14 protein-coding genes are annotated in these 21,563 nt (G+C 39.0%); 6 read left to right on the top strand and 8 right to left on the bottom strand.

What is annotated here, in order from left to right; all coding sequences use genetic code 11:
- Position 1: 1 nt before the first annotated feature.
- Complete coding sequence (locus tag EGN73_RS14800; protein ID WP_219291453.1) at positions 2-421, top strand: hypothetical protein; 420 nt, start codon at positions 2-4, stop codon at positions 419-421.
- A 448-nt stretch (positions 422-869) separates the two neighbouring features.
- A complete protein-coding gene (locus EGN73_RS14795; RefSeq protein WP_219291450.1) occupies positions 870-3,302 on the top strand; it encodes a hypothetical protein in 2,433 nt (810 codons plus the stop codon).
- Between the two features lie 56 nt (positions 3,303-3,358).
- On the opposite strand, the gene EGN73_RS14790 is transcribed toward EGN73_RS14795, so the two are convergent.
- On the bottom strand, positions 3,359-4,588 hold the full coding sequence (locus tag EGN73_RS14790) for a tyrosine-type recombinase/integrase (protein ID WP_219291447.1): 1,230 nt from the start codon (positions 4,586-4,588) through the stop codon (positions 3,359-3,361).
- A gap of 160 nt (positions 4,589-4,748) precedes the next feature.
- Here EGN73_RS14790 and dusB point away from each other — a divergent pair, with 160 nt between their 5' ends.
- Together dusB and EGN73_RS14780 are read left to right on the top strand one after the other, a co-directional pair.
- On the top strand, positions 4,749-5,741 hold the full coding sequence (gene dusB, locus EGN73_RS14785; RefSeq protein ID WP_219291444.1) for a tRNA dihydrouridine synthase DusB: 993 nt from the start codon (positions 4,749-4,751) through the stop codon (positions 5,739-5,741).
- Positions 5,742-5,871: 130 nt separating this feature from the next.
- Positions 5,872-6,771, top strand: coding sequence for a DMT family transporter (locus EGN73_RS14780; RefSeq protein ID WP_219291441.1), 900 nt, complete (start codon positions 5,872-5,874; stop codon positions 6,769-6,771).
- Between the two features lie 50 nt (positions 6,772-6,821).
- Here EGN73_RS14780 and EGN73_RS14775 read toward each other — a convergent pair whose 3' ends face one another.
- Positions 6,822-11,174 carry an AsmA family protein gene (locus tag EGN73_RS14775; protein WP_246611599.1) on the bottom strand — a complete coding sequence of 1,451 codons (4,353 nt, stop codon included), beginning with the start codon at positions 11,172-11,174 and terminating at the stop codon, positions 6,822-6,824.
- A gap of 914 nt (positions 11,175-12,088) precedes the next feature.
- Positions 12,089-13,129, bottom strand: a complete 1,041-nt coding sequence (locus EGN73_RS14770) for an RluA family pseudouridine synthase (protein WP_219291438.1) — start codon at positions 13,127-13,129, stop codon at positions 12,089-12,091.
- 63 nt (positions 13,130-13,192) lie between these two features.
- Between EGN73_RS14770 and EGN73_RS14765 the strand changes: the two genes are divergently transcribed.
- On the top strand, positions 13,193-14,110 hold the full coding sequence (locus EGN73_RS14765; protein ID WP_219291435.1) for a 1-aminocyclopropane-1-carboxylate deaminase/D-cysteine desulfhydrase: 918 nt from the start codon (positions 13,193-13,195) through the stop codon (positions 14,108-14,110).
- Here EGN73_RS14765 and EGN73_RS14760 read toward each other — a convergent pair.
- The 5 genes from EGN73_RS14760 to EGN73_RS14740 all read right to left on the bottom strand — a co-directional run bounded on the left by EGN73_RS14760 (position 14,085) and on the right by EGN73_RS14740 (position 18,902).
- A complete protein-coding gene (locus tag EGN73_RS14760) occupies positions 14,085-14,729 on the bottom strand; it encodes an AlbA family DNA-binding domain-containing protein (protein ID WP_219291432.1) in 645 nt (214 codons plus the stop codon). The two genes, EGN73_RS14765 and EGN73_RS14760, sit on opposite strands and share 26 nt — an antisense overlap.
- A gap of 268 nt (positions 14,730-14,997) precedes the next feature.
- On the bottom strand, positions 14,998-15,285 hold the full coding sequence (locus EGN73_RS14755) for a type II toxin-antitoxin system RelE/ParE family toxin (protein WP_219291429.1): 288 nt from the start codon (positions 15,283-15,285) through the stop codon (positions 14,998-15,000).
- Positions 15,278-15,517 carry a ribbon-helix-helix domain-containing protein gene (locus tag EGN73_RS14750; protein WP_219291426.1) on the bottom strand — a complete coding sequence of 80 codons (240 nt, stop codon included), beginning with the start codon at positions 15,515-15,517 and terminating at the stop codon, positions 15,278-15,280. Before EGN73_RS14750 ends, EGN73_RS14755 begins: the two co-directional genes overlap by 8 nt.
- 95 nt (positions 15,518-15,612) lie before the next feature.
- Positions 15,613-17,649 (bottom strand): excinuclease ABC subunit UvrB, encoded by a 2,037-nt coding sequence (gene uvrB, locus EGN73_RS14745; RefSeq protein WP_219291423.1) that lies wholly within the window; start codon positions 17,647-17,649, stop codon positions 15,613-15,615.
- Positions 17,650-17,711: 62 nt separating this feature from the next.
- Positions 17,712-18,902 (bottom strand): Lnb N-terminal periplasmic domain-containing protein, encoded by a 1,191-nt coding sequence (locus tag EGN73_RS14740; protein ID WP_219291420.1) that lies wholly within the window; start codon positions 18,900-18,902, stop codon positions 17,712-17,714.
- A 38-nt stretch (positions 18,903-18,940) separates the two neighbouring features.
- Here EGN73_RS14740 and EGN73_RS14735 point away from each other — a divergent pair, with 38 nt between their 5' ends.
- Positions 18,941-21,271: a T9SS type A sorting domain-containing protein gene (locus EGN73_RS14735; protein WP_219291417.1), complete on the top strand. Its 2,331-nt coding sequence runs from the start codon at positions 18,941-18,943 to the stop codon at positions 21,269-21,271.
- The last annotated feature ends 292 nt before the right edge of the window (positions 21,272-21,563 follow it).

Genomic DNA, 21,563 nt, shown 5'->3' with positions numbered 1-21,563 from the left:
TATGACTATACAAGAATTTATTAAGGAGTATGAAGAAGCAGATTTTAAAGATTCATCTTTTATATATTTTGATTCTAAAGGTAATAAATATGATAAAGTTGAAAAAGCTTATGCAAGTCGTTTAGAAGTCACTATTAAAAAATCTATAGACTTAGCTAAAGAAGATTTAAAATCTATTGGTATTAACAGTAAAAAGGAAGCTGATACACTGAATAAAATTTTATCCAAAATCTTTCCAGATAAGGATACTAAGAAAACAGGAGAAAGAAAGGTTTATTCTTCTGAAGATAAAGAGAAGTTTATTAAAGAATGGAAAGAGGCTGAAAAGAAGGAAGTAAGTATAAGTAAATTTGCCAAAGAAAAAGGAATTAATTATCAAACTTTTCAAAGTTGGATAAAGAAACAAGAAGGTGGAAAGTAAACAGGTTTCCTAGAAGAAATTTATTTGAATATCAAATATTTACAGTGTTTTTCTTGTTGATGAATTTATTACTTTCAAAGAAATTCTGTTTTATTGATTTTAAAATTTGTATTTTAAGGCTTTACAATTAAAAGTTACTAAAAAGTAATGTACTTGTAAATGTGTGCTAAAATATCAGAAACGCTATTTCTAATAGAAGTAGCGTTTTTTTAATTTATGGAAATTATTTTTTAACAAAATAGAACCTTTCTTAGAAGGTCACGTGTATATTAAATTGAGAAAATCAAAAATTACATACCTTTTATGGGTATTTATTAAGGATTTTTAAAAACAAATAAGTGCTATATATATACCCATTAAAACAGCTATTTTTCTTTTAATAGTTACTTTTTTAAAAGAAAAATCAGTATTTTTAAGTATAAAGCACACACTAAAATATGAGTATATTATGGTAAAATTTAAAATTACTACTGATAATGTAGGTAGAAAAGATAACCCTGAACCTAAAGAAGTAGGGTGGATTTCAAGAAATCTTAATCAGGTTAAAGAAGTAGATTTTTTAGGATTTAAAGAATTAATATCTTCTGGTTATACATGGAGTACAGGGATTTTTAAAGATGGAAAAAGAAAAAGTAATAATTGGATAGAACAACAGGTTTTTACTTTGGAATTTGATAGTGGAGTTACACATAATGAAATTCTTAAAAAGTTTGAATCAGTTGGTTTAACCCCAAACTTTTATTACCCTTCATTTTCCGATACTCCTGAACATCCTAAATTTAAAATAGTATTGGTTACTGATATTCCTGTTGCTGATGAAAAGTTAAGTAAACATCTTCAATTAGGTTTAATGGATACTATTGGGAATGTTGATTTGACCTGCAAGGATTCTTCTAAGTTGTTCTTTGGGGGTAATTCCTGTGATATTATCAGTGTTAATCCTGTAAGTCTTCAGCAGTTGTATGATACTGTAAATGCCACATACATTTCAAAGGATAAAAATAACATTCCTAAATATCCTACACTTACTGAATATTTATCAGGTGTAAAGGATTTTGATTTGTTTCATGAATTCAAATATTCTTCTCCTTATTCCACGAATGTAAAACCCTCTTTTATAGTCAATAACTCAGATGAAATAATCAATGTAATTGACAACTTTGATTTTATTAAATTGGAAGCAGAGGTAAATATTTGGAAAGCTTTCGTGAAGGGTAAATTTCTGAATAATAAAGAAATTTTTGGGTTAGCTACATCAATGATTTGGGTTAAAGGTGGTATAGCAAGAATGAAGGATACTATGATTAAATTTAATGCTGAAGGTAAAACAGAATATACTGACAGTGACTTTAGTATCTTAAGGTATGTAAAGAAACAAAAGTATCAACCCCAAAGATTAGTTTGTTATTCTCCATATCCTGAAGATGCAGACTTTTTAAACCCTATTACAGCAGTTAAAGAGAAAAGAGGATTAATAGAAATTACAGGTAAAATAAATAAACAACCTTTAATTGAGGCAGAAAAACTTATGGAAGCTGAATTTGAAAGAGTATTAGAGGAAGCAAGTAATAAAATTTACCTGTTTAAACTTCCAACTGGTATAGGTAAAACTAGGTTACTTGAAACTGTAAATGCTACCCTTGCTTTTCCTACGAACAGATTAAAAGAGGAAGTAAGTAAAAGGATGAAGATTAACCATATTAAAACACCTGAATTTCCTAACCTTATTGATGAAGAATTACAGGAAAAGATTGAATACTTTTATTCGGTTGGACTTACAGAGTATGCTACTAAGCTTGTTAATGAAATCAGTAAAGATTATAGAGGATTAAAATTTAAAAGGCAGGATGTAGATTCAGTTCAAAAATATCTTAAAGAGGTTAGAAGGTGTTATGCTACAAAAGAAACTGTTCTTACTACCCATGCAAGGGTACTACATTCAGAATTTAAGTCAAATACAGTAATATTTGATGAATGTCCTTTAAACTCTATACTTACCATCAAAACCTTCCATATAAAAGATTTGATTAAGTTGGATACACCTTCAGAAAGGTTTGAATTGGGGACTGATATTACTGCTATTATTGAGTATCTGATAAAGGCAGATAAAGGAATGGTTATAGAAACTCCTACTTTTACCGTTGATTTGGAGATACTCAGTAACAGGATAAAAAACAATAAAATTCTAAGTGATATTATCAGCTTCTTACATTCTGATTACTTTTTAAGGGATGCTAAAGACCCTAATTTATTCACATACATTCAAAAAAATGAATTACCTGAAAATAAAAAGGTTATAATAATGAGTGGTACACTTTCAACTAATATTTATAAAGCTATTTATGGTGAAAGAGTGGAAATAATAGATTTAAGTGATGTTGAACATAAAGGTATAATAAGACAACATACAGCTAAAAGTTTCAGCAGACAGAGTTTAAAATTATCAATTGATAAAATTGATACAATTATCAATACAGATAACAGAACAATAACCTTCAAAAACTTTGTTGATGAAATAACCAATGCAGAAAAAGAAATGTATTTTGGAAATGTATCAGGTTATGACAGCCTGAAGGGAGTAAATATAAATGTACTTGGTACACCACATTTAAACCCTACCCAATATGTTTTAATTGGTTCTGTACTTGGATTGAAATTGAAACCTAGGGATTTAACTGTAAAATTTAGGACAGTAGAATGGAATGGATTCAGGTTTAAATTCAATACTTATACTAATGATACTTTAAGTGCTATTCAGTTGGATATGATTGAAGCAGAACTTCTGCAAGCTGTTGGAAGGGCAAGAGCTTTAAGGGAAAATGTTACAGTGGATGTATATTCAAACCTACCTTTAAGAGTTTCAACTGCATTTGTAAACTGACTTATTTTAGATAACCCTTTTTTAAACCTGCTATATTAATTATGGCAGGTTTTTTATTACCTGATGTTGAATTTTTCACTGTATTGATTCATTTTAATGATTTTGTGGTTATCGGATATTTTAATGTATCTGACAACTGAATTTATATCCCTGTGGCCTGTTATACTTTGTATTTCAGCTATACTAAGTCCTAATTCAGATAGAATAGATATTGCGGTACGTCTAGCAGCATGAGAGGAAATTACCCTATTTAAAGGCTTGTTTTTGGTAATGATTAAACCATCTCTTTCTTCAATAGTCTGTATAGGTCTGTTTAATTCCAGTTTTTTAAATACCTTTTTTATTACAGTGTTAAAGTGATTGATATTAATTTTTAAATTATCCCTTACGTTAAAATCCACGGAGTTTAAAAGTATTTTTAAATTATTGTGAACAGGGATTTTTACAGGGACTTCATTCTTTTCCAGAAAGATATTAATTGTATTGTTTATTATGTTTTTAGGTATTATTTGGTCTAAATCAGAGAATCTTAACCCTGTCATCATTTGAATCAAGAATTTAATCCTAGCCATTTCCTCAGTATTAGCTAATTTGGATTTTAATAAAACCTGAATTTCAGAATCTAATAAAGTTGGTAAATCACTTTCAACAACTTTCAAAGAATAATCCAGCCTATTAAAAGAGTCATCAATTATATTGTTTTTATACAGTACTAAAAAAGAGGCTTTTAAATGTCTTAGGTAATTATTTTGGGTACTGCTTTTTAATCCTTTTTTTCTCCAATAAGTTAGTAAGTCATTAATCAGCTTTTGATTGATATTACTTATTTTAAATGTTTTATTCTGTTCTTTTTCTAATTCCTGAACATTTAGTATCAATGAGTTATAGCTATTGGTATTTTTATTTTTGTTGTTATCTTCTTTATACTGTTTACTGAATTCAATTAATTGAACCAATGTATAGAAAGAGTAACTGTTTTTTTCTTTGGACTGGTTTAGGGTTTCTTTAGTAATTGGTATGTTCTGGACTTCCAGCTTTTTGATTAAGTCATTTACTTTTAGAATTTCTTCCTGTATTTGGTTGTTTATTGAATCACTTCCTTTAATTCCTTTAACTATACCTTTATTAAACTTGGGTTTTTGGATTCTAATTGCAGTTGGGAAATAAGTTATTTCTTTTTTACCATCAATTGAATAAGTGTAAACAACTATGTTAATAGTGCCTATTTGACTGACTTTACTAACATTTAATAAAATAGCCCTAACTTTGTGGTGTTTTTGATTCATTGATTTCATGGTTATGGATTATACTATAATCTATTTATAATCTAAAACTAGGTAAAATGATGGTGAAAATAAACAAAATAGTCCAAAAATATGCTTTATACGCTTTCTGAGAGGGGTTTAAAGTATTGCGGTAAATTTACACGAAAAATAGAATTCAGTAGTGGTAAAAATAGGAAACTTAGAGTTGGGGGAATTTCCGCTTTTGCTGGCTCCCATGGAGGACGTGAGTGATCCGCCCTTTAGAGCAGTCTGCAAACAGAATGGAGCAGACCTTATGTACACGGAATTTATCAGTTCCGAGGGCTTGATCAGGGATGCTGCCAAGAGTGTTCAGAAGCTCGATATTTTCGAATATGAGCGACCTATTGGGATACAGATTTTCGGAAACGAAATCGAGTCCATGCGGGAAGCGGCAGCTATTGCAGCAGCGGCAGGTCCGGATATTTTGGACATCAACTATGGCTGTCCTGTTCATAAAGTGGCCTGTAAAGGAGCCGGAGCGGGGATTTTGCTGGATATTGATAAAATGGTTTCCATGACAGCTGAAATAGTCAAGGCAGTCAATATTCCCGTCACAGTCAAGACCAGATTGGGTTGGTCTCATGATACCATTCGTATCGTGGAGGTGGCAGAGCGGCTTCAGGATGTCGGAATTCAGGCCATCAGCATACATGCCCGTACCAGACAACAGATGTACAAGGGTGAGGCAGATTGGTCTTACTTAAATAAAGTTAAAGAAAATCCCCGTCTACATATTCCAGTATTTGGTAATGGAGACATTGACAGTCCACAAAAAGCTGCTGAATACAGAAGAAAGTACAATGTGGACGGAATGATGATAGGAAGGGCTTCGATTGGATATCCCTGGATTTTTGATGAAATCAAACATTTCTTTAAGACAGGAGAACAGCTGCCTGCACCAGATCTTTCCGAACGGATTGCCGTGACTAAAAAGCACCTGGATTTTTCTGTCAAATGGAAAGGCGAAAAGTTGGGTATTCTGGAGATGAGAAGGCACTATACCAATTATTTCCGCGGTATGCCGAATTTTAAAACATACAGGACCAGAATGGTAACTAAAGAATCCTACGAAGAAGTGGCTGCGATTCTGGAAGAGGTAAAGGAAGTTTTTGCCGATCATCAATTTTCCTGATCTACATTTAGTAAACTTGGATTTCAATCCACAAAAAAAGATTTTATTTGTATCCGGATATCTAAAAGGCAGGTATGGGAATGAGTCCTTGCCTGCTTTTATTGTACCCCAATCAAAATGCCCATGGTGTATGTCTAGAGACCTTCAATCTGAAAGTGCCCTGAAAGCCTGGGCATTTCTTATCGTATTGGCTTTGATCTGGGGAAGCTCATTTATACTGATAAAAAGAGGGCTTGAAGTGTTTTCCCCCGGAGAAGTCGGTGCATTTAGAATTGTTGCTGCCGGTATTTTCTTGCTGCCGCTTTCTTTGCCGCGGCTAAAGCACCTCAATAAAAGACAGGTTAAAAATCTGGTTATTGTAGGTTTGGTCGGCAGTTTTATTCCCGCTTTTCTTTTTGCAAAAGCACAGACCCAGCTCAGTTCTTCACTTACCGGGGTATTCAATGCCATGACTCCTTTGTTTGTAGTGGTCATAGGTGCCTTATTTTTCAATTCCAAAATTACCCGTAGAAATTCGCTCGGGCTGTTTATTGCCTTTATTGGAGTGATACTTTTGCTGGTAGTGAAAGAAGGGTCGGGATTTGGCACATTTGCGGATATTAATGTGTATGCATTTTTTGTACTTCTGGCATGTGCCTGCTATGGCTTGAATCTCAATATCATCAAATTCAGATTTGTGGAGTTGAAGCCTGTCGCCATTACTGCCATATCCCTTACTTTGGTTTTGCCGGTGGCATTGATTTATCTTTTTGCTTATACCCAGTTTTCCTTCAAACTCTTGCATGTGGAGGGAGCCTATATGGCAGCAGGATACCTTACCATCCTTGGAGTGGTGGGTACAGCTTTGGCATTGATTCTTTTCAATGTGATGGTAAAGGTGGCTACCCCGGTATTTGCAAGTTCTGTTACTTATCTGATTCCCATTGTGGCGATATTATGGGGTGTTTGGGATGGAGAGGTGCTACTATTAGGTCATTATATAGGTATAGCAGCCGTAATTTTCGGTGTCTGGGTAGGGAATCGGAGGTGAAAATTTGCTTCCATTATATTCTATATTCAAAGAAAATTTTTTGCCAAGCTTTATGGATTATCCTCATCCTCTTCCTTAGCCCTTCTTTTGGGGATTTGGGGTTGTCCCAGGCCTAAGCTTCCTTTCAAGCCAGAAAGGGTAGAAGTCCACCAGTAGTTGAAGATGAACCTGTTTGTTTCTCTTTCCTGATAGATCCTGGACCTTACGGTATTGCCGAAAAGTTTTCTGGGGTTATTGCTCTTTACAGCAAACACATTGAGCACGAATGTGAGTATGGCCTTTCTTCCTTTTCCTCTCTGCAATGTCCTTTCATCCAAAAGCTCAAGCTTAAGGTCCTGATAGAGCAGGGTCATAAGACCTGCGGCATCCTTATCATTTGCACGGAAATTCCAGTCTCCTCCATTTACTTTTCCATCAAGGGCTCTGAGGAAAGCATTATTTTCCAGTATAGGGTTTATGATTCTGATGTCAAATTCCCCGATGTTCGCACTGACATCCATTGGGTATGGTTCTTTGAAGAACATTTTCACATTAACAGACAGGTCAGCTTCTCCAAAAAGCTTTGTGCTTCCCACCAGGTTGGCTTCGTCCAGACCGTATTCTATTTCTTCTTTTTCCAGCCTGAAAGGAAACAAGGAAGCATTGAGCTGGTCAAAAACCAAAACACCTGGAACCATTCCGTTTTCAGGAAATTCGGTGTAGATGATAGTTCCGTCCAAGACTTCCAAGGTATCCAAATGAACAGAATAGCCTGCTGTCTTCATCAAAAGCTGGGGCATTGGCCGGTATTTGTCTTCTTTCTTTTCGAATCGCTTATCCCTAAATAGATCTGTAACTGCTCCTTTGATCAGTACTTTTTTGGCAATGATTACTTCCTCTTCCAGGAATTTTTCCAAATCTGCTTCCGAAATGACGATTTCGGGGATACGTATTTTTGCCACATCTGTCTGATAGCCAACTTTTCGAGTATAGGCATATTTTCCGTATCTAGGCTCGAAAACAATGTCTTTAAGGATGATCTCCTTGTTTTCTAATGCCACATACCCTACGCTGACTTTATTCAAACTGTCCGGTAAGTTAAACTCATAGTCCGGGAAGCTTAGACGGAATTCTTTGTCCAGAAAATCTTTTGGATCAAGTTGTTCCAGCTCAGAGAGCTCAAGGTCCAGGTCTGCCAATACAAAGTTCAGGTTTTTGATTCCCTGGGGATCTTTCGATCCGTTTTTTTGAAATACGAATACATCCCCTTCTACTATCTCAAACTCTCCGATTTTGAGTTTTTCGACCAAACTGGCTTCGTTATTGTCCCCATTTTCTTCCGGGGAAGATCTGGATTTTTTCTCCTGATCCACAAACACTTCGATGTCAGGTCGGAAGAGTCTTAGTTCAGAAATGATCAATTCCCCACTTTCCTGTAAGTCCGCTAACTTATTGGTCTTTATTAATGCTGTAGGGATATGACCTGAAAAAATGGGAACTCCTGGCTTTCCACTAAGCTCTTTGGGAATAATTCTAAAATTATTGACCAAGACACCCTCGTACCTTGTATCAAGCTCAACTTTAGAAAAAGTGACCTGGTGCATACTGTCCGGTAAAGTAAGCCAGAACTCATCAATGTCCAGGCTTAGACCACTGAAAAATCCGGATATATCTCCTCTGCCTATGATAGCTGAATCCAATAGGAAGTCATAAAATGCCAGATTGATTCCTGTATTGATCAGCTCTCTTTGGCTTCCTCCTTCTCGGAAAGCGAGCTTGAACTGGGCTTCTTCTGCCTGAATGGTATCTATGCTGATGACATCAATGGTTTTGGGAAGTGATCGGTCTCTTCTCCCTCTTCTTGGGGAAGATGTGTCTTCTTCGTCAAGGTCATTATTGATCAAAATATTTACATCAGAACCGGTGAATTTCACCATTTCCAACTTGAGTTCATTTTCGAATAAAAAACCTTCTAAGTCCACCCCTCTGAATGCCATCTCAGGTATGGTTACTGAAACACGTGTTTTGTCGGTGAAATTTCGTCTGGGATTAAGGCTTACATTGGAAGCGATTATCTCCTCTTTTGCTGTGTTAAAGTTGATCCTGTCTGCGAGAATATTGTATTTTCCATCAGCTATGTTAAACACATAGTTGTTCAGCTGAAGGTCTACTTCTTCTGAAAATAATGACCTTAATTCTTCAGGAGATGCGTCCTTGTTCAGGTAAAAATTTCTAACGGAAATCGATACGTTTTCTTCTGCAAATGTACGGATTCTGTCCCTAACATAATTTTCATAATTCAGTGTTCCCTGTTGTAGAGAAAGCCTTTCTACTTTAATTTCAGAGAAGTAATTTGTCAAAAGATCCAGAATCTCCTGTTGGTCCACTCCCTCCCGGTCTTCCTCTTCTTGACCGGGTCTATGCCGGATGATGCTGATCTTCGGTGAAGGTACCCTGATGTCGCGGATGTTGAGTATACCATCAAAATAGGCTTTTCGTATGTCTACGCCTGTGGCGGTAAATTTTGGTACAAATATGTCCAAAGTGGTCTTTTTCCCATATCTGTCCAGTGTACTCTGGATCTGGGATCGGTCAAAAGGCTCCAGAACGAAACCGTCTATGCTGATCTGGGACCTTTTGGTATCTAAAAACACCCGGTCTGCTTTGAAGACATGAAGGTTGTCCGCAAGTTTGAGCGCGTATTCCTGAAGCTCAAGTTCTAGGTTTTCGGCCCAGAAAAAGCTCTTGGCTTCGGAGTTTTCCGTTCTGTCGTCAAGAGCGAAGTTTTCCAAAATCAAGTTGACCTTCCCAAATGACAGGCTGTCTTGCCGGACTCTTACACGGTTGTCCACTATAAGAGATCCTTCTTTTATTTCGAACCTCTTGACATAGATTCCCTCCAAAAATTCGCTGTAGATTTCACTGATATTGAAATTGCCTGTTTCATCCACTTTTCCCTGTACGTCCCTGAGCAGGATTTCAGGTTTTTCGATTATCACCCTTTGGAGGTCAATGATGCCCTGATTGTAGATTTTTTTAAGATTTGCTTCTGATATGCTCAGGTTAGGAACTTGGATATCCAGTAAAGTTTTGTTCAGGTCAGGCTCGTAGTCCTCAAAAGGGAACAAATGAAAACCATCTATCTGGATTTTATCTTCAAATGAACTGAGCAGTACATGAGCTCCATTGATCTGATGCACACTGTCCCCAAGGATCAGCTGAACATCAAAAAGCTCCACTGAGGCATCATCAGCATAAAAAAACTGATTATCCTTTTTGGAAGATTCAGGCCCTACATAAAAGCCTTCCATTTTGAAATCAATTCTTTCGGCTTGAATGAACCTGTTGTCTCTGTTTTCCGCACGGCTTTGTGTAAATCGCCCTTCATCTATACTGAGTGTCTCTATAGATATAGAGGCAAGGATACCATCTATCAGGTCATAAAGCTCAAAAGCCTCCAAGTCCTGATTCCGGCTTTCTCCTTTGCGTGTGTAGAGATCTATGCTTGGCTTTTGGAGTATTAGTTGACCTACTACTACTTCTGAAGTGTAGAATACCTTATTGATATCTGCGTCAGATAAGAGCAGGTCGTCAAGATCCGCTTTGAAATAAGTTTCTGAGTATTTCTCAAAATCAGGTTCTATACTGAGATTTTTGCCTTTGATATATTGGTCTAAGGATGATACTTCTATTTCTCCTGCAAAAACAGTATGTACGCTATCTGCCAAGAGCACCTGAAAATTGTCCATGTCAAATGCAAAGCCCTCAGCATTGAAAGGTGTTTCAGGAGATCTTTCCTGAAGCAATTGTATGTCTCGAATGTAAAGGTTGGAGTTTTCTGCTTTGATGGATTTTTGTGCTATGAAATTTTTTAAAAGTACATCGGCATCGTTGACCTGCATGTTGCGTATCCTGATTTCATTGAGCTTGGAGCCTAAGAAGGACTTTTTGATTTCTTGCTGCAAAATTTCCAATGGGGATTCATCAAGCTCTTCTTCCAACATCCCTTCGATTTTAAGTCTGAAATCGAGTTCAGGGCTATTCACTTCCAGTCTGCCAATGACGACTTCCCTTTTTCTGAAAAGGTAATTCAGGCCGGTGATAGATAGTCTTGGGATGTCGGCTCGGTAATAAGCAGTAGAATCCAGTTCATCAAAAACCTCCTCCACAGGGTTGATCTTCAGCCCGACAAAATGCACGCCTCTTTCGAATAAGGAAACATAAAACCTGTCAAAATCTATTTCATATTTGCTGTCAGATGCTTCGCTTACTTTTTCCTTGAGGTAGTTTCTCAATAAAAAATCAGAACTGAAGTAAACAGCTACCTGAATCAAGGCCAGGATGAATAAAACCAACCCTCCAATCCGGAAAAACTTTTTCCTGAAAATGCGTCGAACTTTGTTTTTGCTTCCTGACTCCTGCATAGTAAAAAACTATGAAAGTAAAAGTAATACAATTGCTGCGTAAAAGCAGAAAATAAGGATTTGATTTTATAGACAAAAAAAAGAGGCATCTTGTAGATTGTCGAAAACCCAAGATGCCTCAGTCATATATAACCCAAATACTATTGCTGTAGGAGAAGGATTCGAACCTCCACGAAGTTGTTAGGCTACATCAGAGCTCTTGATGCGCTTTATCCTTTTGTCTTCACCCCCGAGACAGGAGGGCATGTCTGCCAATTTCATCATCCTACAAGGTGTCAATAATCGGTGCAGGCACCTTTCGCATCCTGACCTGTTACCCAATACTTTTTAGCGATGAAGACAACAATTTTTGATCACTTTTTCGCTATTGAGTGGTTCAAAATTAGCAAAGTGATTGATTTGTTAAAAATAAATCAAATAAATGAGTTAAAAATTACATTATTTTTAAAAAATACACTTTTTAGGTATTGATATGGAAAATTACTTTCTGAATCTTACTTTTAATTATGGATTTTTCAATGGGTTTTAGACCCTATAAAAGCAAAAAAGCTGCGAAACAGTATTTCACAGCTTTAGTCAATTAACAATAAACCCAAAATAACCTGATGTAGGAGAAGGATTTGCGCCTTCGGAATACTATTCCTCTCTATTGCAATCCTACATTCTCGTTGGTTTTTTTAAAACTACCAACACTACAAAGGTAATATGTTCGGGTATATTTTAATAATGTTGTAATAAAATAACTGAAAAAATACATTATTTTTAAAATTTGACATAAATATTAATAATTTGTAATTCTACAACGATTGCGGAACTGCCACTTTTGAAAACTTGATAACGGTATTTGAGTTTCCAAAACCTGAAATTCCACAACTCTTTCTTTAAATTCTGAATTTTTGAAGATGTTGAATGCTCTATTCAAAATTTACGTAGTTTTCCCATTTCTGTATGAGGGCTTGAAATTCCTCTGGGAGTGGGCTTTCAAAGTACATTTTCTCTCCACTTAAAGGGTGAGTGAAACCCAAAGACATGGCATGTAGGGCTTGTCGTGGTAAAATTTCAAAGCAGTTTTTGATAAAAGTTTTGTACTTGGAAAACTGGGTGCCTTTTCTGATTTTATCTCCTCCATAGGTAGCATCATTGAACAAAGGATGTCCAATATGCTTCATGTGTGCCCTGATCTGATGCGTCCTACCGGTTTCGAGATTGCACTGTACAAGGGATACATAGCGAAGTCTTTTGAGAACTTTATAATGGGTAATGGCATGTTTGCCTTGAGAACCATCAGGAAAAGCTTCCATCACCCTTCTGTCCTTAGCACTTCGGCCAATGTGGGCATTTATAGTACCCTGATCTTCCGCTGGCTCTCCCCATACCAAGGCGAAATAGGTTCGCTCGATATGGTGGTGAAAGAATTGATTGGCAAGATTGGTCATGGCTTCTTCTGATTTGGCTATTACCAAGAGCCCAGAGGTATCTTTGTCTATCCTATGGACCAAGCCAGGCCTTCCGGTGTTTCCGGGCATGGTAGGCAGGTGGTTGAAGTAGTACACCAAAGCATTGACCAAGGTACCGGTCCGGTTTCCATAGGCGGGATGAACCACCATTCCTGCAGGTTTGTCTACCAATAGCAGGTGATCGTCTTCATAGACGATGTTCAGGGGTATGTTTTCCGGAATGACTTCTGTATCTGCAACAGGCTTTTCAAGGAAAATCCGGATCTGATCAAATGGTTTGATTTTGTAATTTGACTTGACCTTATTTTCATTAACCAAAACATGCCCTGCCTCAATGGCATTTTGGACCTTGTTGCGGGTGGCATTGGCAATTTTATCTGTCAAAAATTTATCGATCCGGGTCAGGGTCTGCCCTTTGTCCACATCTATCTGATGGTGTTCATAGAGTTCAACTTCTTCTTCTTCTTCAAAATTTTCCTCTTCCTGGTATGTAGTCATTCTGCAAAAATAAGGGCATTTGGGAAAGTTTCGGATATTTGGGAGTCAATTAACCAAAATACCATGTTGATTCCCGCCAAGGTCCCGACTTCTGAGATCATTCGCCCTGCTTTTGAAGACATGGGGGTACGTCTGTATTTAAAGCGACTGGACAGGATTAATGAGTTGGTGTCCGGCAACAAGTTTTTTAAATTGAAATACAACCTGGAAGAAGCACGGAGACAAGGTAAGAGCACTTTGTTGACCTTTGGAGGAGCTTTTTCCAATCATATCTATGCTACTGCGGCGGCGGCCAAGCAAGGGGGATTTGAATGCATAGGAATCATAAGGGGAGAAGAAACAAAGCCTTTGAATCCTACTCTACAATATGCAGAGGACGCCGGTATGCGGCTTCATTATATCAGTAGGGAAGAATACAGGAAGAAAAAGCAAGATCAATTTTTGGAAAGTCTTAGGGAAAAGTTCGGCGCCTTTTTCCTTATTCCTGAAGGAGGCACCAATTCCCTTGCCATAAAAGGAGCCGCCGAAATCCTAGGGAATGAGGATGAGGATTTTACGCATGTTACCAGTAGTGTCGGTACAGGAGGGACCTTGGCTGGATTAGCGAAGCGTATCCAGCCAAACCAGCATCTGTTGGGGTTCTCTTCTCTAAAAGGTGAATTCATACATGGAGAAATATCCGAACTGCTTGATAAATTTCATATAAAGCCCAAGGGCGAGTTGACGATAGTGGATAATTATCATTTTGGGGGATATGGAAAATTCCAGCCTGAGCTGATTGAATTTATCCGTAAATTTCATTACCTGCATCAGATTCCTTTGGATCCTGTCTACACTGGAAAGATGATGTATGGTGTCATAGAAATGATCAAGCAAGGTTTTTTTCCCAAAGGAAGCCGGATTCTTGCAATTCACACCGGAGGGCTTCAGGGGATAGCCGGATTCAACAGTCGGTTCAATGCCTCACTTCCTTCAGAATAAAATAATCCTCGTTTTCCTGCGGGACAATTTTGATGACATTGGCCAATACCAGCCTGATTAAAGTCTTGGAGGCAACAAATCGTGGTAGCTTGGCCAGTTTCTGATATTCCTTTACCGTAATTCTTTCATTTTCTTCCAGTGCTTTCATCAATAAAGTTTCTTTCTCCCCATAAGTAAATACCATGTCCTTAGGGTTTTTGCCCCTTCTGAGAATCTCCCACATTTCCCTGCTGGCTTGGATGCTTCTGTCAGCAGCCCTTACGAAAGCTTTTTTCTTTTTTTCATCCATCATAAAATGAGGTCTTCCGGGAGATCTTTCAAAAGTAAAAATGGCCACTCCTTTTTTGGGGTTGAGTTTTATGATCTCCAGGCTATAGGAGAGTTTTGGCCTGATGAGCTCATTTATGGCTTTTTCCATCACAAAGACATCCTCTTCGATAAACCTCTGACCGCTTACGGTACCATCATCGTCGACTCCGATCAGTAAATTTCCACCATCTGTATTGGCCAAGGCTATGACTTCCTTCACAATCTTCTCCGGAAATGCTGCTTTTTTCTTGAACTCCACCTTGAGTCCTTCTCCTTGCTTTGCTATTTGCTGAACGTCTTGTAAGGTCATAAGGTGATGGATTTCTGATTAATAAAAGCTTAAATTTTTCAATAGGTTGTCAAAACGAAAGGATAATAAGTCCCTGATTGGGCGTATCAGTAAATACGAAATAAAGAGTCGCAATCCTAAGCTTTAAGAACCTCCCCAACAGCTATGTACATACCTGTAAGACCAGGGCTATATATGTTGTGAGTTGTGTATTACAAAATTCAATAGAGCCATTTACTGGAATTCGAAGAGTACTTTGTTATTTCAAAACAATTCAAATTCCAATGTGTTATAGCGTATTATTTAAATCTTGCATTCCAACAATTGCCATTATCTCAACCATATTTTCATTGATTCTATAAAATATTGAGTCAGAACCACAAGGACATCTTCTATATCCTGTTTTTATGTAATCGACAGATTCAAAAGCAAATGGTCTCTCGGCAATAATTTCAAAGCATTTAAAAAAAGAATCAAAGTACTTATCAGCTTGGGCTGCACCAAAATTTTTGATCCCGTAGTGATGAATACGAATCAGGTCCTCTTTGGCTGCATTACTTAATTTATACTCAGCCATTAAGCAGAGTCTTTGACTGTTTTAAAATCTCCTCTTTTGTATCACTTGTGAACCCGCTTCTTTCAGCATGTTCTAATTTTGCTCTTAACCAGTCAATTTGTGCTTGCTGTTTACGAGCCTGTCTAATCAGATCGTTTACAAGCTCACTTTTACTTGAATATTCCTGACTTTCGATTTGGGCTTTCAGCCATTCGTCGTTTGGTTTTGAGAAAGAAATACTTTGTCTTGGCATAATTTGTTTTTGATGTAAATTTACACCAAATATGAATCAATTACAAGCGTTGTCAGTATTGTTGATCCTAAGTAATAGATAGGGCGAATCAGACCTTAGACGCCTCTTTCAAGCTCAGAAAGTCTGTTTTTGAGTCCTTGCCACTCGTCCCTTAGTCTGGCTGCTTCCATAAAATTCAACTCTTTGGCAGCCTTTTCCATTTGCTTTTGAGTTTGAGCGATGAGTTTTTCGAGCTTGTCTTTGCTGAGGTACTGGACTACCGGATCTGCTGCCACCAAGGCTTCTGCATTGGTAGTGTCTTCGTACACTTTGGCGTTCCGCTTGCTGTCCGCCACTTTCGTTTGTCCAAGAATTTTATCTTTTGACTTGAGAATAGTAGTAGGGGTAATGCCATGTTCTTCATTGTAGGCCATTTGTATACTTCTCCTTCTTTTGGTTTCATCAATGGCCATGCGCATGGACTCAGTGGTTTTATCTGCATACATGATGACCTTTCCATTTACATTTCTGGCCGCCCTCCCAATTGTCTGCACCAGTGATCTTTCATTTCTCAAAAATCCTTCCTTGTCTGCATCAAGTATGGCTACCAGTGAAACCTCTGGCAAATCCAGTCCTTCCCTGAGCAAATTGACCCCAACCAACACATCAAAGACACCCAGTCTGAGCTCGCGCAGGATTTCTACCCTGTCCAGAGGCTTGACCTCCGAATGGATATAGCGGCTTTTGACTCCAGCTCTTTCCAGAAATTTTTGTAATTCTTCAGCCATCCTCTTCGTCAGTGTAGTGACCAGTACCCTGTCTCCTGATTTTACCCTTTCATCTATTTCTTCCAAGAGATCATCAATCTGATTGCCACTTGGCCGTACATCGATGATGGGGTCAAGTAAACCTGTAGGCCGGATGATCTGCTCCACGACGATGCCTTCAGTCTGGGCGAGTTCGTAATCCGCCGGAGTAGCACTTACGTAGACGACCTGATTGATGAGGCTTTCAAACTCATCAAAATTTAAGGGCCGGTTGTCAAGAGCCGAAGGCAACCTGAATCCATAATCGACCAAATTGATTTTCCTGGATCGGTCTCCTCCCCACATTCCCCTGACCTGAGGTACAGTCACGTGACTTTCATCGATGACCATCAGATAATCATCCGGAAAATAATCCAAAAGACAGAAGGGTCTGGTTCCTGGATTTCTTCTGTCAAAATATCTGGAATAGTTTTCCACGCCCGAACAGTATCCCAACTCCCTGATCATCTCCAAATCAAACTCAGTTCTTTCCCTTAACCTTTTGGCTTCTATAAGTTTCATGTCTTTTTCAAAAAACGAAACTTGTGCCATAAGGTCATCCTGAATCTCATGAATGGCTGTATCAATCACATCTCTTCCGGTAACAAAAAGGTTGGCCGGGAAAATGGAGATGATTTTTTCATCTGAAAGCTTTTTGCCACTTGCGGGATCGATGCGGTGTATGGCTTCTATTTCATCCCCCCAGAAAAATATCCTGTACCCAAAATCTGCATAAGCCACAAAAATATCAACCGTATCCCCCTTCACACGGAAAGTTCCATGCGTCAGTTCATTGTTGGTACGGCTGTAGAGGATGTCCACAAGTTTGAAAAGCAGCTGGTTTCTCGGTATTCTGTCCCCTTCCTGAAGCCTGATGACATTTTTTCCGAACTCTTCCGGATTTCCGATACCATAAATACAAGAAACCGAAGCCACCACAATGACATCCCTTCTTCCTGAGAGCAGGGCTGAAGTGGCGCTAAGCCTCAATTTTTCAATTTCATCGTTGATGGACAGGTCTTTTTCTATGTATGTTCCGCTGGTAGGAATAAATGCCTCCGGCTGGTAGTAATCATAATAGGAAATAAAGTATTCCACCGCATTTTCCGGGAAAAACTGCTTAAACTCCCCGTACAACTGCGCTGCAAGTGTCTTGTTGTGACAAAGCACAAGAGTAGGTTTCTGGACTTCCTTGATAACATTCGCCATGGTAAAAGTTTTTCCGGAACCGGTAACACCAAGCAAAACCTGAGCCCTGTCTCCATTTTGGATGCCATCAGTCAATTGTCGGATTGCTTCAGGCTGATCACCTGTGGGTTTGTAATCGGATTGAATTTTGAAGTCCATTTTTCTTTGTCTAGATCAGGTATAACATGACTGGGGGTGTAAATAGTTTTGGACTTAAACAATTACCCCGATTTTGCCGGAATAAACTTCCCCAGATTGTAATAGAGGAAGTTAGTTCTCAGTAAGATCACCAGCAACAATGGTACGATGCTGGGGTGGAAGGATTGGATTCCTGTGATCCAAAAAACCAAAGCGAGATTGGCCATGATCAAAGCAAGCAAAAGGTATTTTTTAAGCCAAGGGCGGACTTTACCTGAATAAAGCCCTATGGCCAAAGCCAAGTGTCCAGGAAATGCCCAAAGGATGTTCCAATTGTACTTGGTCTGTGAATGAAAAGTGAAAAACCAAAGTATCACAATCAATATTCCCAATAGTCCAAGTACGGAGAAGAATGCAATGTCAAAACCTTTGAAAAGCCGCTTTTTTCTAAAACCAACAAAGGTCAGTCCCATTACTGCGATAGCAAAAACCCACCAAAGGATATAAGGGTTGAAAAGGTCCACTTCGCTTTCTCTTGGGGGAAAGTCGAGGATGACCTGTGCTTCTTTCACCAAGGGTCTGGTAGGCCCATCTCCTACAACCATGGCCCTTCCAAATGCCGCTTCCATATAATCGGGTAAAAATTGCTTTTCCCTTTCCGTGGCATAGCGGTCGATCACCGATCCCAAAGCGAGGTCAATTCCAAAATCCGCCCAAGGAAGTGGATAGACATATTCATCTATGAGGTTTCTGAAGGTTTTTAACTCTGCATCCACTGGCTCATTCCAGTCCAGTTGAGGTCCTAGAATGGTTTCCATGGCATCCCGGATTCTTGTGGCGCAATTGTCATAGAAAAAGTCGTAGCGGTAGAAACGGTTTTCCGGCCTGTAATTTTCTTCCAGAAACAACACCAGTCTTCGGGCCTGATCCGGATTGAGATCCAGTACCTGCTCCCTCATATTTCTCTGGAAGTAATTGTATTCTACCTGAAAGCGCTCAAAAGTGGATACACTGAGCATGTAATCTAGTGTCCTTTGGGTGAATTTCACATAGAAAAAAGGCGTATTGAAATCGAAGGTGCCGTAATTGAATACCAGGTCCTGGTCCGTGGTAGGGTCCACCACCCGTATGGCACTGTGGCCAAATGCTGAATATAGTTCGTCGCCCGGATCGCAGGTAAGTAGGCTTATCCTGTAATCCTGAGCATTTACCAAAAAAATAACCGAATAAATAAACGGATAGATGAGCAGGAATTTTTTTAAAAGGGATTTCATCAAACTAATTTTATCAGGATTTCAACTTTTTATCAACGATGACTTTTGGGAAAATCACATACTGCAAGGTTTTTTGTCATTCGCCACGAATTTACTGGTTTATTACCTTTTTCTATGCGCTCTTGGTCAATTATACCCTAAATGCCCAAATCACACATGTTACGGGGGACTTTAGGACCATTGCTTCTGGAGATTTCAACAATGTGCTGATTTGGGAAGTCTGGAATGGCAGTATTTGGATTGCAGCAACGGATAAGCCAGGAATGGACAACCATGTTTTTATTGATTTTGGACATGAGATCAGGCTCACGGGCAATGAAGCAGTCAGAAGTGTGTATTTCAACGCTGAAGGAAGTACAGGCCGCAAGCTGAACTTGCAGATATTCAATTTAGATGTATACGGTTCCTTGCACTTGATGGAGCGGGCAGGAGGCAATTATACTTTGGTTGGTTCATCCACAGCCATCACGCTGATAGACTGGATTTATCCCGTGACAGGTTCCATTGTTTTTCGGGGTGATTCGAGAACTGTCGTAGACAGGGCCTCTTGGAGTGCTCAGAATACCAGAAGTAAGTTTACCGTTATTTTTGATCCCAATCCTGGACAAACCCTAGTGGTAAACAGTCCTTTCAAGTCCACCCGTTTTGTGGTACGGTCAGGGACGCTTTTGCAAAGGAGGAATACGGCAGGAACTACCATTTGCTGTACTTTTTCTTTTAATGATCAGGTAGATTTCAATGGAGGCGGAGCTTTCGGGGATTTGGTAGTGGAGTCAGGAGCCACATTTATCTCAGAATGCACCGGAACCGGAGCCACACTAAGTATACTGCAAAGGACAAATGCAATACCCGCTTCACTGTTTCAGGTGGAGGAAGCAGGGAATGCAGTATTTCTGGGGAACAATCCGGTAGCGGAGTCTATAAATTTTCAAATGGAGGGTAATGTTTACTACAGGTCTAATTCAGGAAATCAAAACTTGTTGAGGACAACGTTGGCAGGAACCCGACAACCAAAGCGATACCATAACCTGATTTTCGAAAACAATGCCCAAAAGCTATTAACTGACTCCCTTTTCTTGACCGGTGATTTGGCGAGGCTTTCCGGAGGGAATCTGGTAGAAGCACCGACTTTTTTGAAGTTTGAGGGAAATCAAATCCAACAGGTGATCGGACAGGTTTTTGATTACTCTCAAGTGGAAATTGACAAAAGTGGGGGGAGGTTGGTATTGGACTCTGATATGCGGATCAGGACAAATTTCTTTCAGCGTAATGGACAGGTGGATTTTGATGGTCACGACTTACATATCAATATTGATGGTGGAGGGGTGTATGAATGGGATGGTGGAAAATGGCTCAATCTGAATACCTTGGTGTACCACAATTTGCCAACTTCCTTACAAGATAGAAATGCGACTTTTCCCTTTGAAGATGCTTACCAGGGTGGTGTGAGAAGGGTGAGGTTGGTAGGCTCATCTCCCGGAGGAGACCTGTCCCTGCGGTTCATGGAAATTCCCGGTGCCAACTGGGACCCTGATTTTGATGATAATGACGGCAGTCCTATATTGTATCAGTTGAACAGTTATTTTGAATTTTCCGGACTTTCTGCCTCAACTGACCCTATAGAGCTTCGGATATCCGCAGAAAACCTGATTGTGGATGATGTGGATGACCTGAGGGTGGTGAGTAATGGTATGGCTGCTCCTGGGGTTCACTTGCCGGGCGTGGATGCCGATACACTCTGGGCCAGAAGGTCATTGGAGTTTGGAGAGCTTAATGGGAGCAGTTTCACGGTTGGTAGCTTTAGGCTAATGTCTATCCTTCCCCTTAATTGGATGCACGTGGAAGCAGAATGGGAGGGAAACCGGATTTTGGTAGCATGGTCTACTGCCAATGAAAACGGTAATGAAAAATTTGTCCTTCATAGGGCAAAGAGCCGGGAGCTTGAGTTTGAAAAGATTGCAGAAATCCCTTCCAAAGGGAATTCTGAAGGAATTCAGGAGTACTTATTTAGGTATTCTGAGAAGCTAGAAGAGGATGCTTATTTCCAATTAGAGCAAGTGGATTTTGATGGAAAAAACAGTTTTTCAGAGGTGTTTAGGCTGGAGGGAAAAACTTGGAAGGAAGGTACTTCAAGTAAAGTATTTCCGAATCCCTATGTGTCCGGAGAAGTCCAATTTCAGTTACCTTCTTTTTTAGATCCAAAAGAGGTTGAGATTACTGTTTTTGGAATGAGTGGAGAGCGGCATTTCTCATTGCATTTGGGGTCAAGTGACTTGGAGGAGAAATTTTCAGGCTTGCCAAAAGGGATTTATCTGATTCAATTGGAAGCACCAGGGTTTCAGGATAAGTTGAGATTTTGGAGGAGGTGATGAGGTTTGAGAAATAGTACTATGGGTTTACTGGTAGGGAAGTAGCTTAATGGGATTCCTCCAAACTTATACATTGTCCCCGCAAAAAGATTTGATCAAGGTAAAGGCCCATTAGGCATATTGGAAATATAAAAGGTTAGTTTTACCTTTAGATAATTCGGGTATAAGCGCCATTATGGCGTCTACCACGCCGAATTGGAATGCTTTACGCCATAGTGGCTTGGAGAGACTCGTTAGCCAACACTTAAAGAAACGACAAAGTGAGACAAGAGACATTTTTCCAATTTATAAA

The organism is Arthrospiribacter ruber (assembly GCF_019343195.1).
In the GTDB taxonomy this organism is placed as follows: domain Bacteria; phylum Bacteroidota; class Bacteroidia; order Cytophagales; family Cyclobacteriaceae; genus Arthrospiribacter; species Arthrospiribacter ruber.
This window is presented reverse-complemented; position numbering and strand designations above follow the sequence as displayed.

Coding starts and splice junctions, on each gene's coding strand:
- EGN73_RS14800 (WP_219291453.1), top strand. CDS start 2: ATGACTATACAAGAATTTATTAAGGAGTATGAAGAAGCAGATTTTAAA.
- EGN73_RS14795 (WP_219291450.1), top strand. CDS start 870: ATGGTAAAATTTAAAATTACTACTGATAATGTAGGTAGAAAAGATAAC.
- EGN73_RS14790 (WP_219291447.1), bottom strand. CDS start 4,588: ATGAATCAAAAACACCACAAAGTTAGGGCTATTTTATTAAATGTTAGT.
- EGN73_RS14780 (WP_219291441.1), top strand. CDS start 5,872: ATGTCTAGAGACCTTCAATCTGAAAGTGCCCTGAAAGCCTGGGCATTT.
- EGN73_RS14775 (WP_246611599.1), bottom strand. CDS start 11,174: ATGCAGGAGTCAGGAAGCAAAAACAAAGTTCGACGCATTTTCAGGAAA.
- EGN73_RS14770 (WP_219291438.1), bottom strand. CDS start 13,129: ATGACTACATACCAGGAAGAGGAAAATTTTGAAGAAGAAGAAGAAGTT.
- EGN73_RS14765 (WP_219291435.1), top strand. CDS start 13,193: ATGTTGATTCCCGCCAAGGTCCCGACTTCTGAGATCATTCGCCCTGCT.
- EGN73_RS14760 (WP_219291432.1), bottom strand. CDS start 14,729: ATGACCTTACAAGACGTTCAGCAAATAGCAAAGCAAGGAGAAGGACTC.
- EGN73_RS14755 (WP_219291429.1), bottom strand. CDS start 15,285: ATGGCTGAGTATAAATTAAGTAATGCAGCCAAAGAGGACCTGATTCGT.
- EGN73_RS14750 (WP_219291426.1), bottom strand. CDS start 15,517: ATGCCAAGACAAAGTATTTCTTTCTCAAAACCAAACGACGAATGGCTG.
- uvrB (WP_219291423.1), bottom strand. CDS start 17,649: ATGGACTTCAAAATTCAATCCGATTACAAACCCACAGGTGATCAGCCT.
- EGN73_RS14740 (WP_219291420.1), bottom strand. CDS start 18,902: ATGAAATCCCTTTTAAAAAAATTCCTGCTCATCTATCCGTTTATTTAT.
- EGN73_RS14735 (WP_219291417.1), top strand. CDS start 18,941: ATGACTTTTGGGAAAATCACATACTGCAAGGTTTTTTGTCATTCGCCA.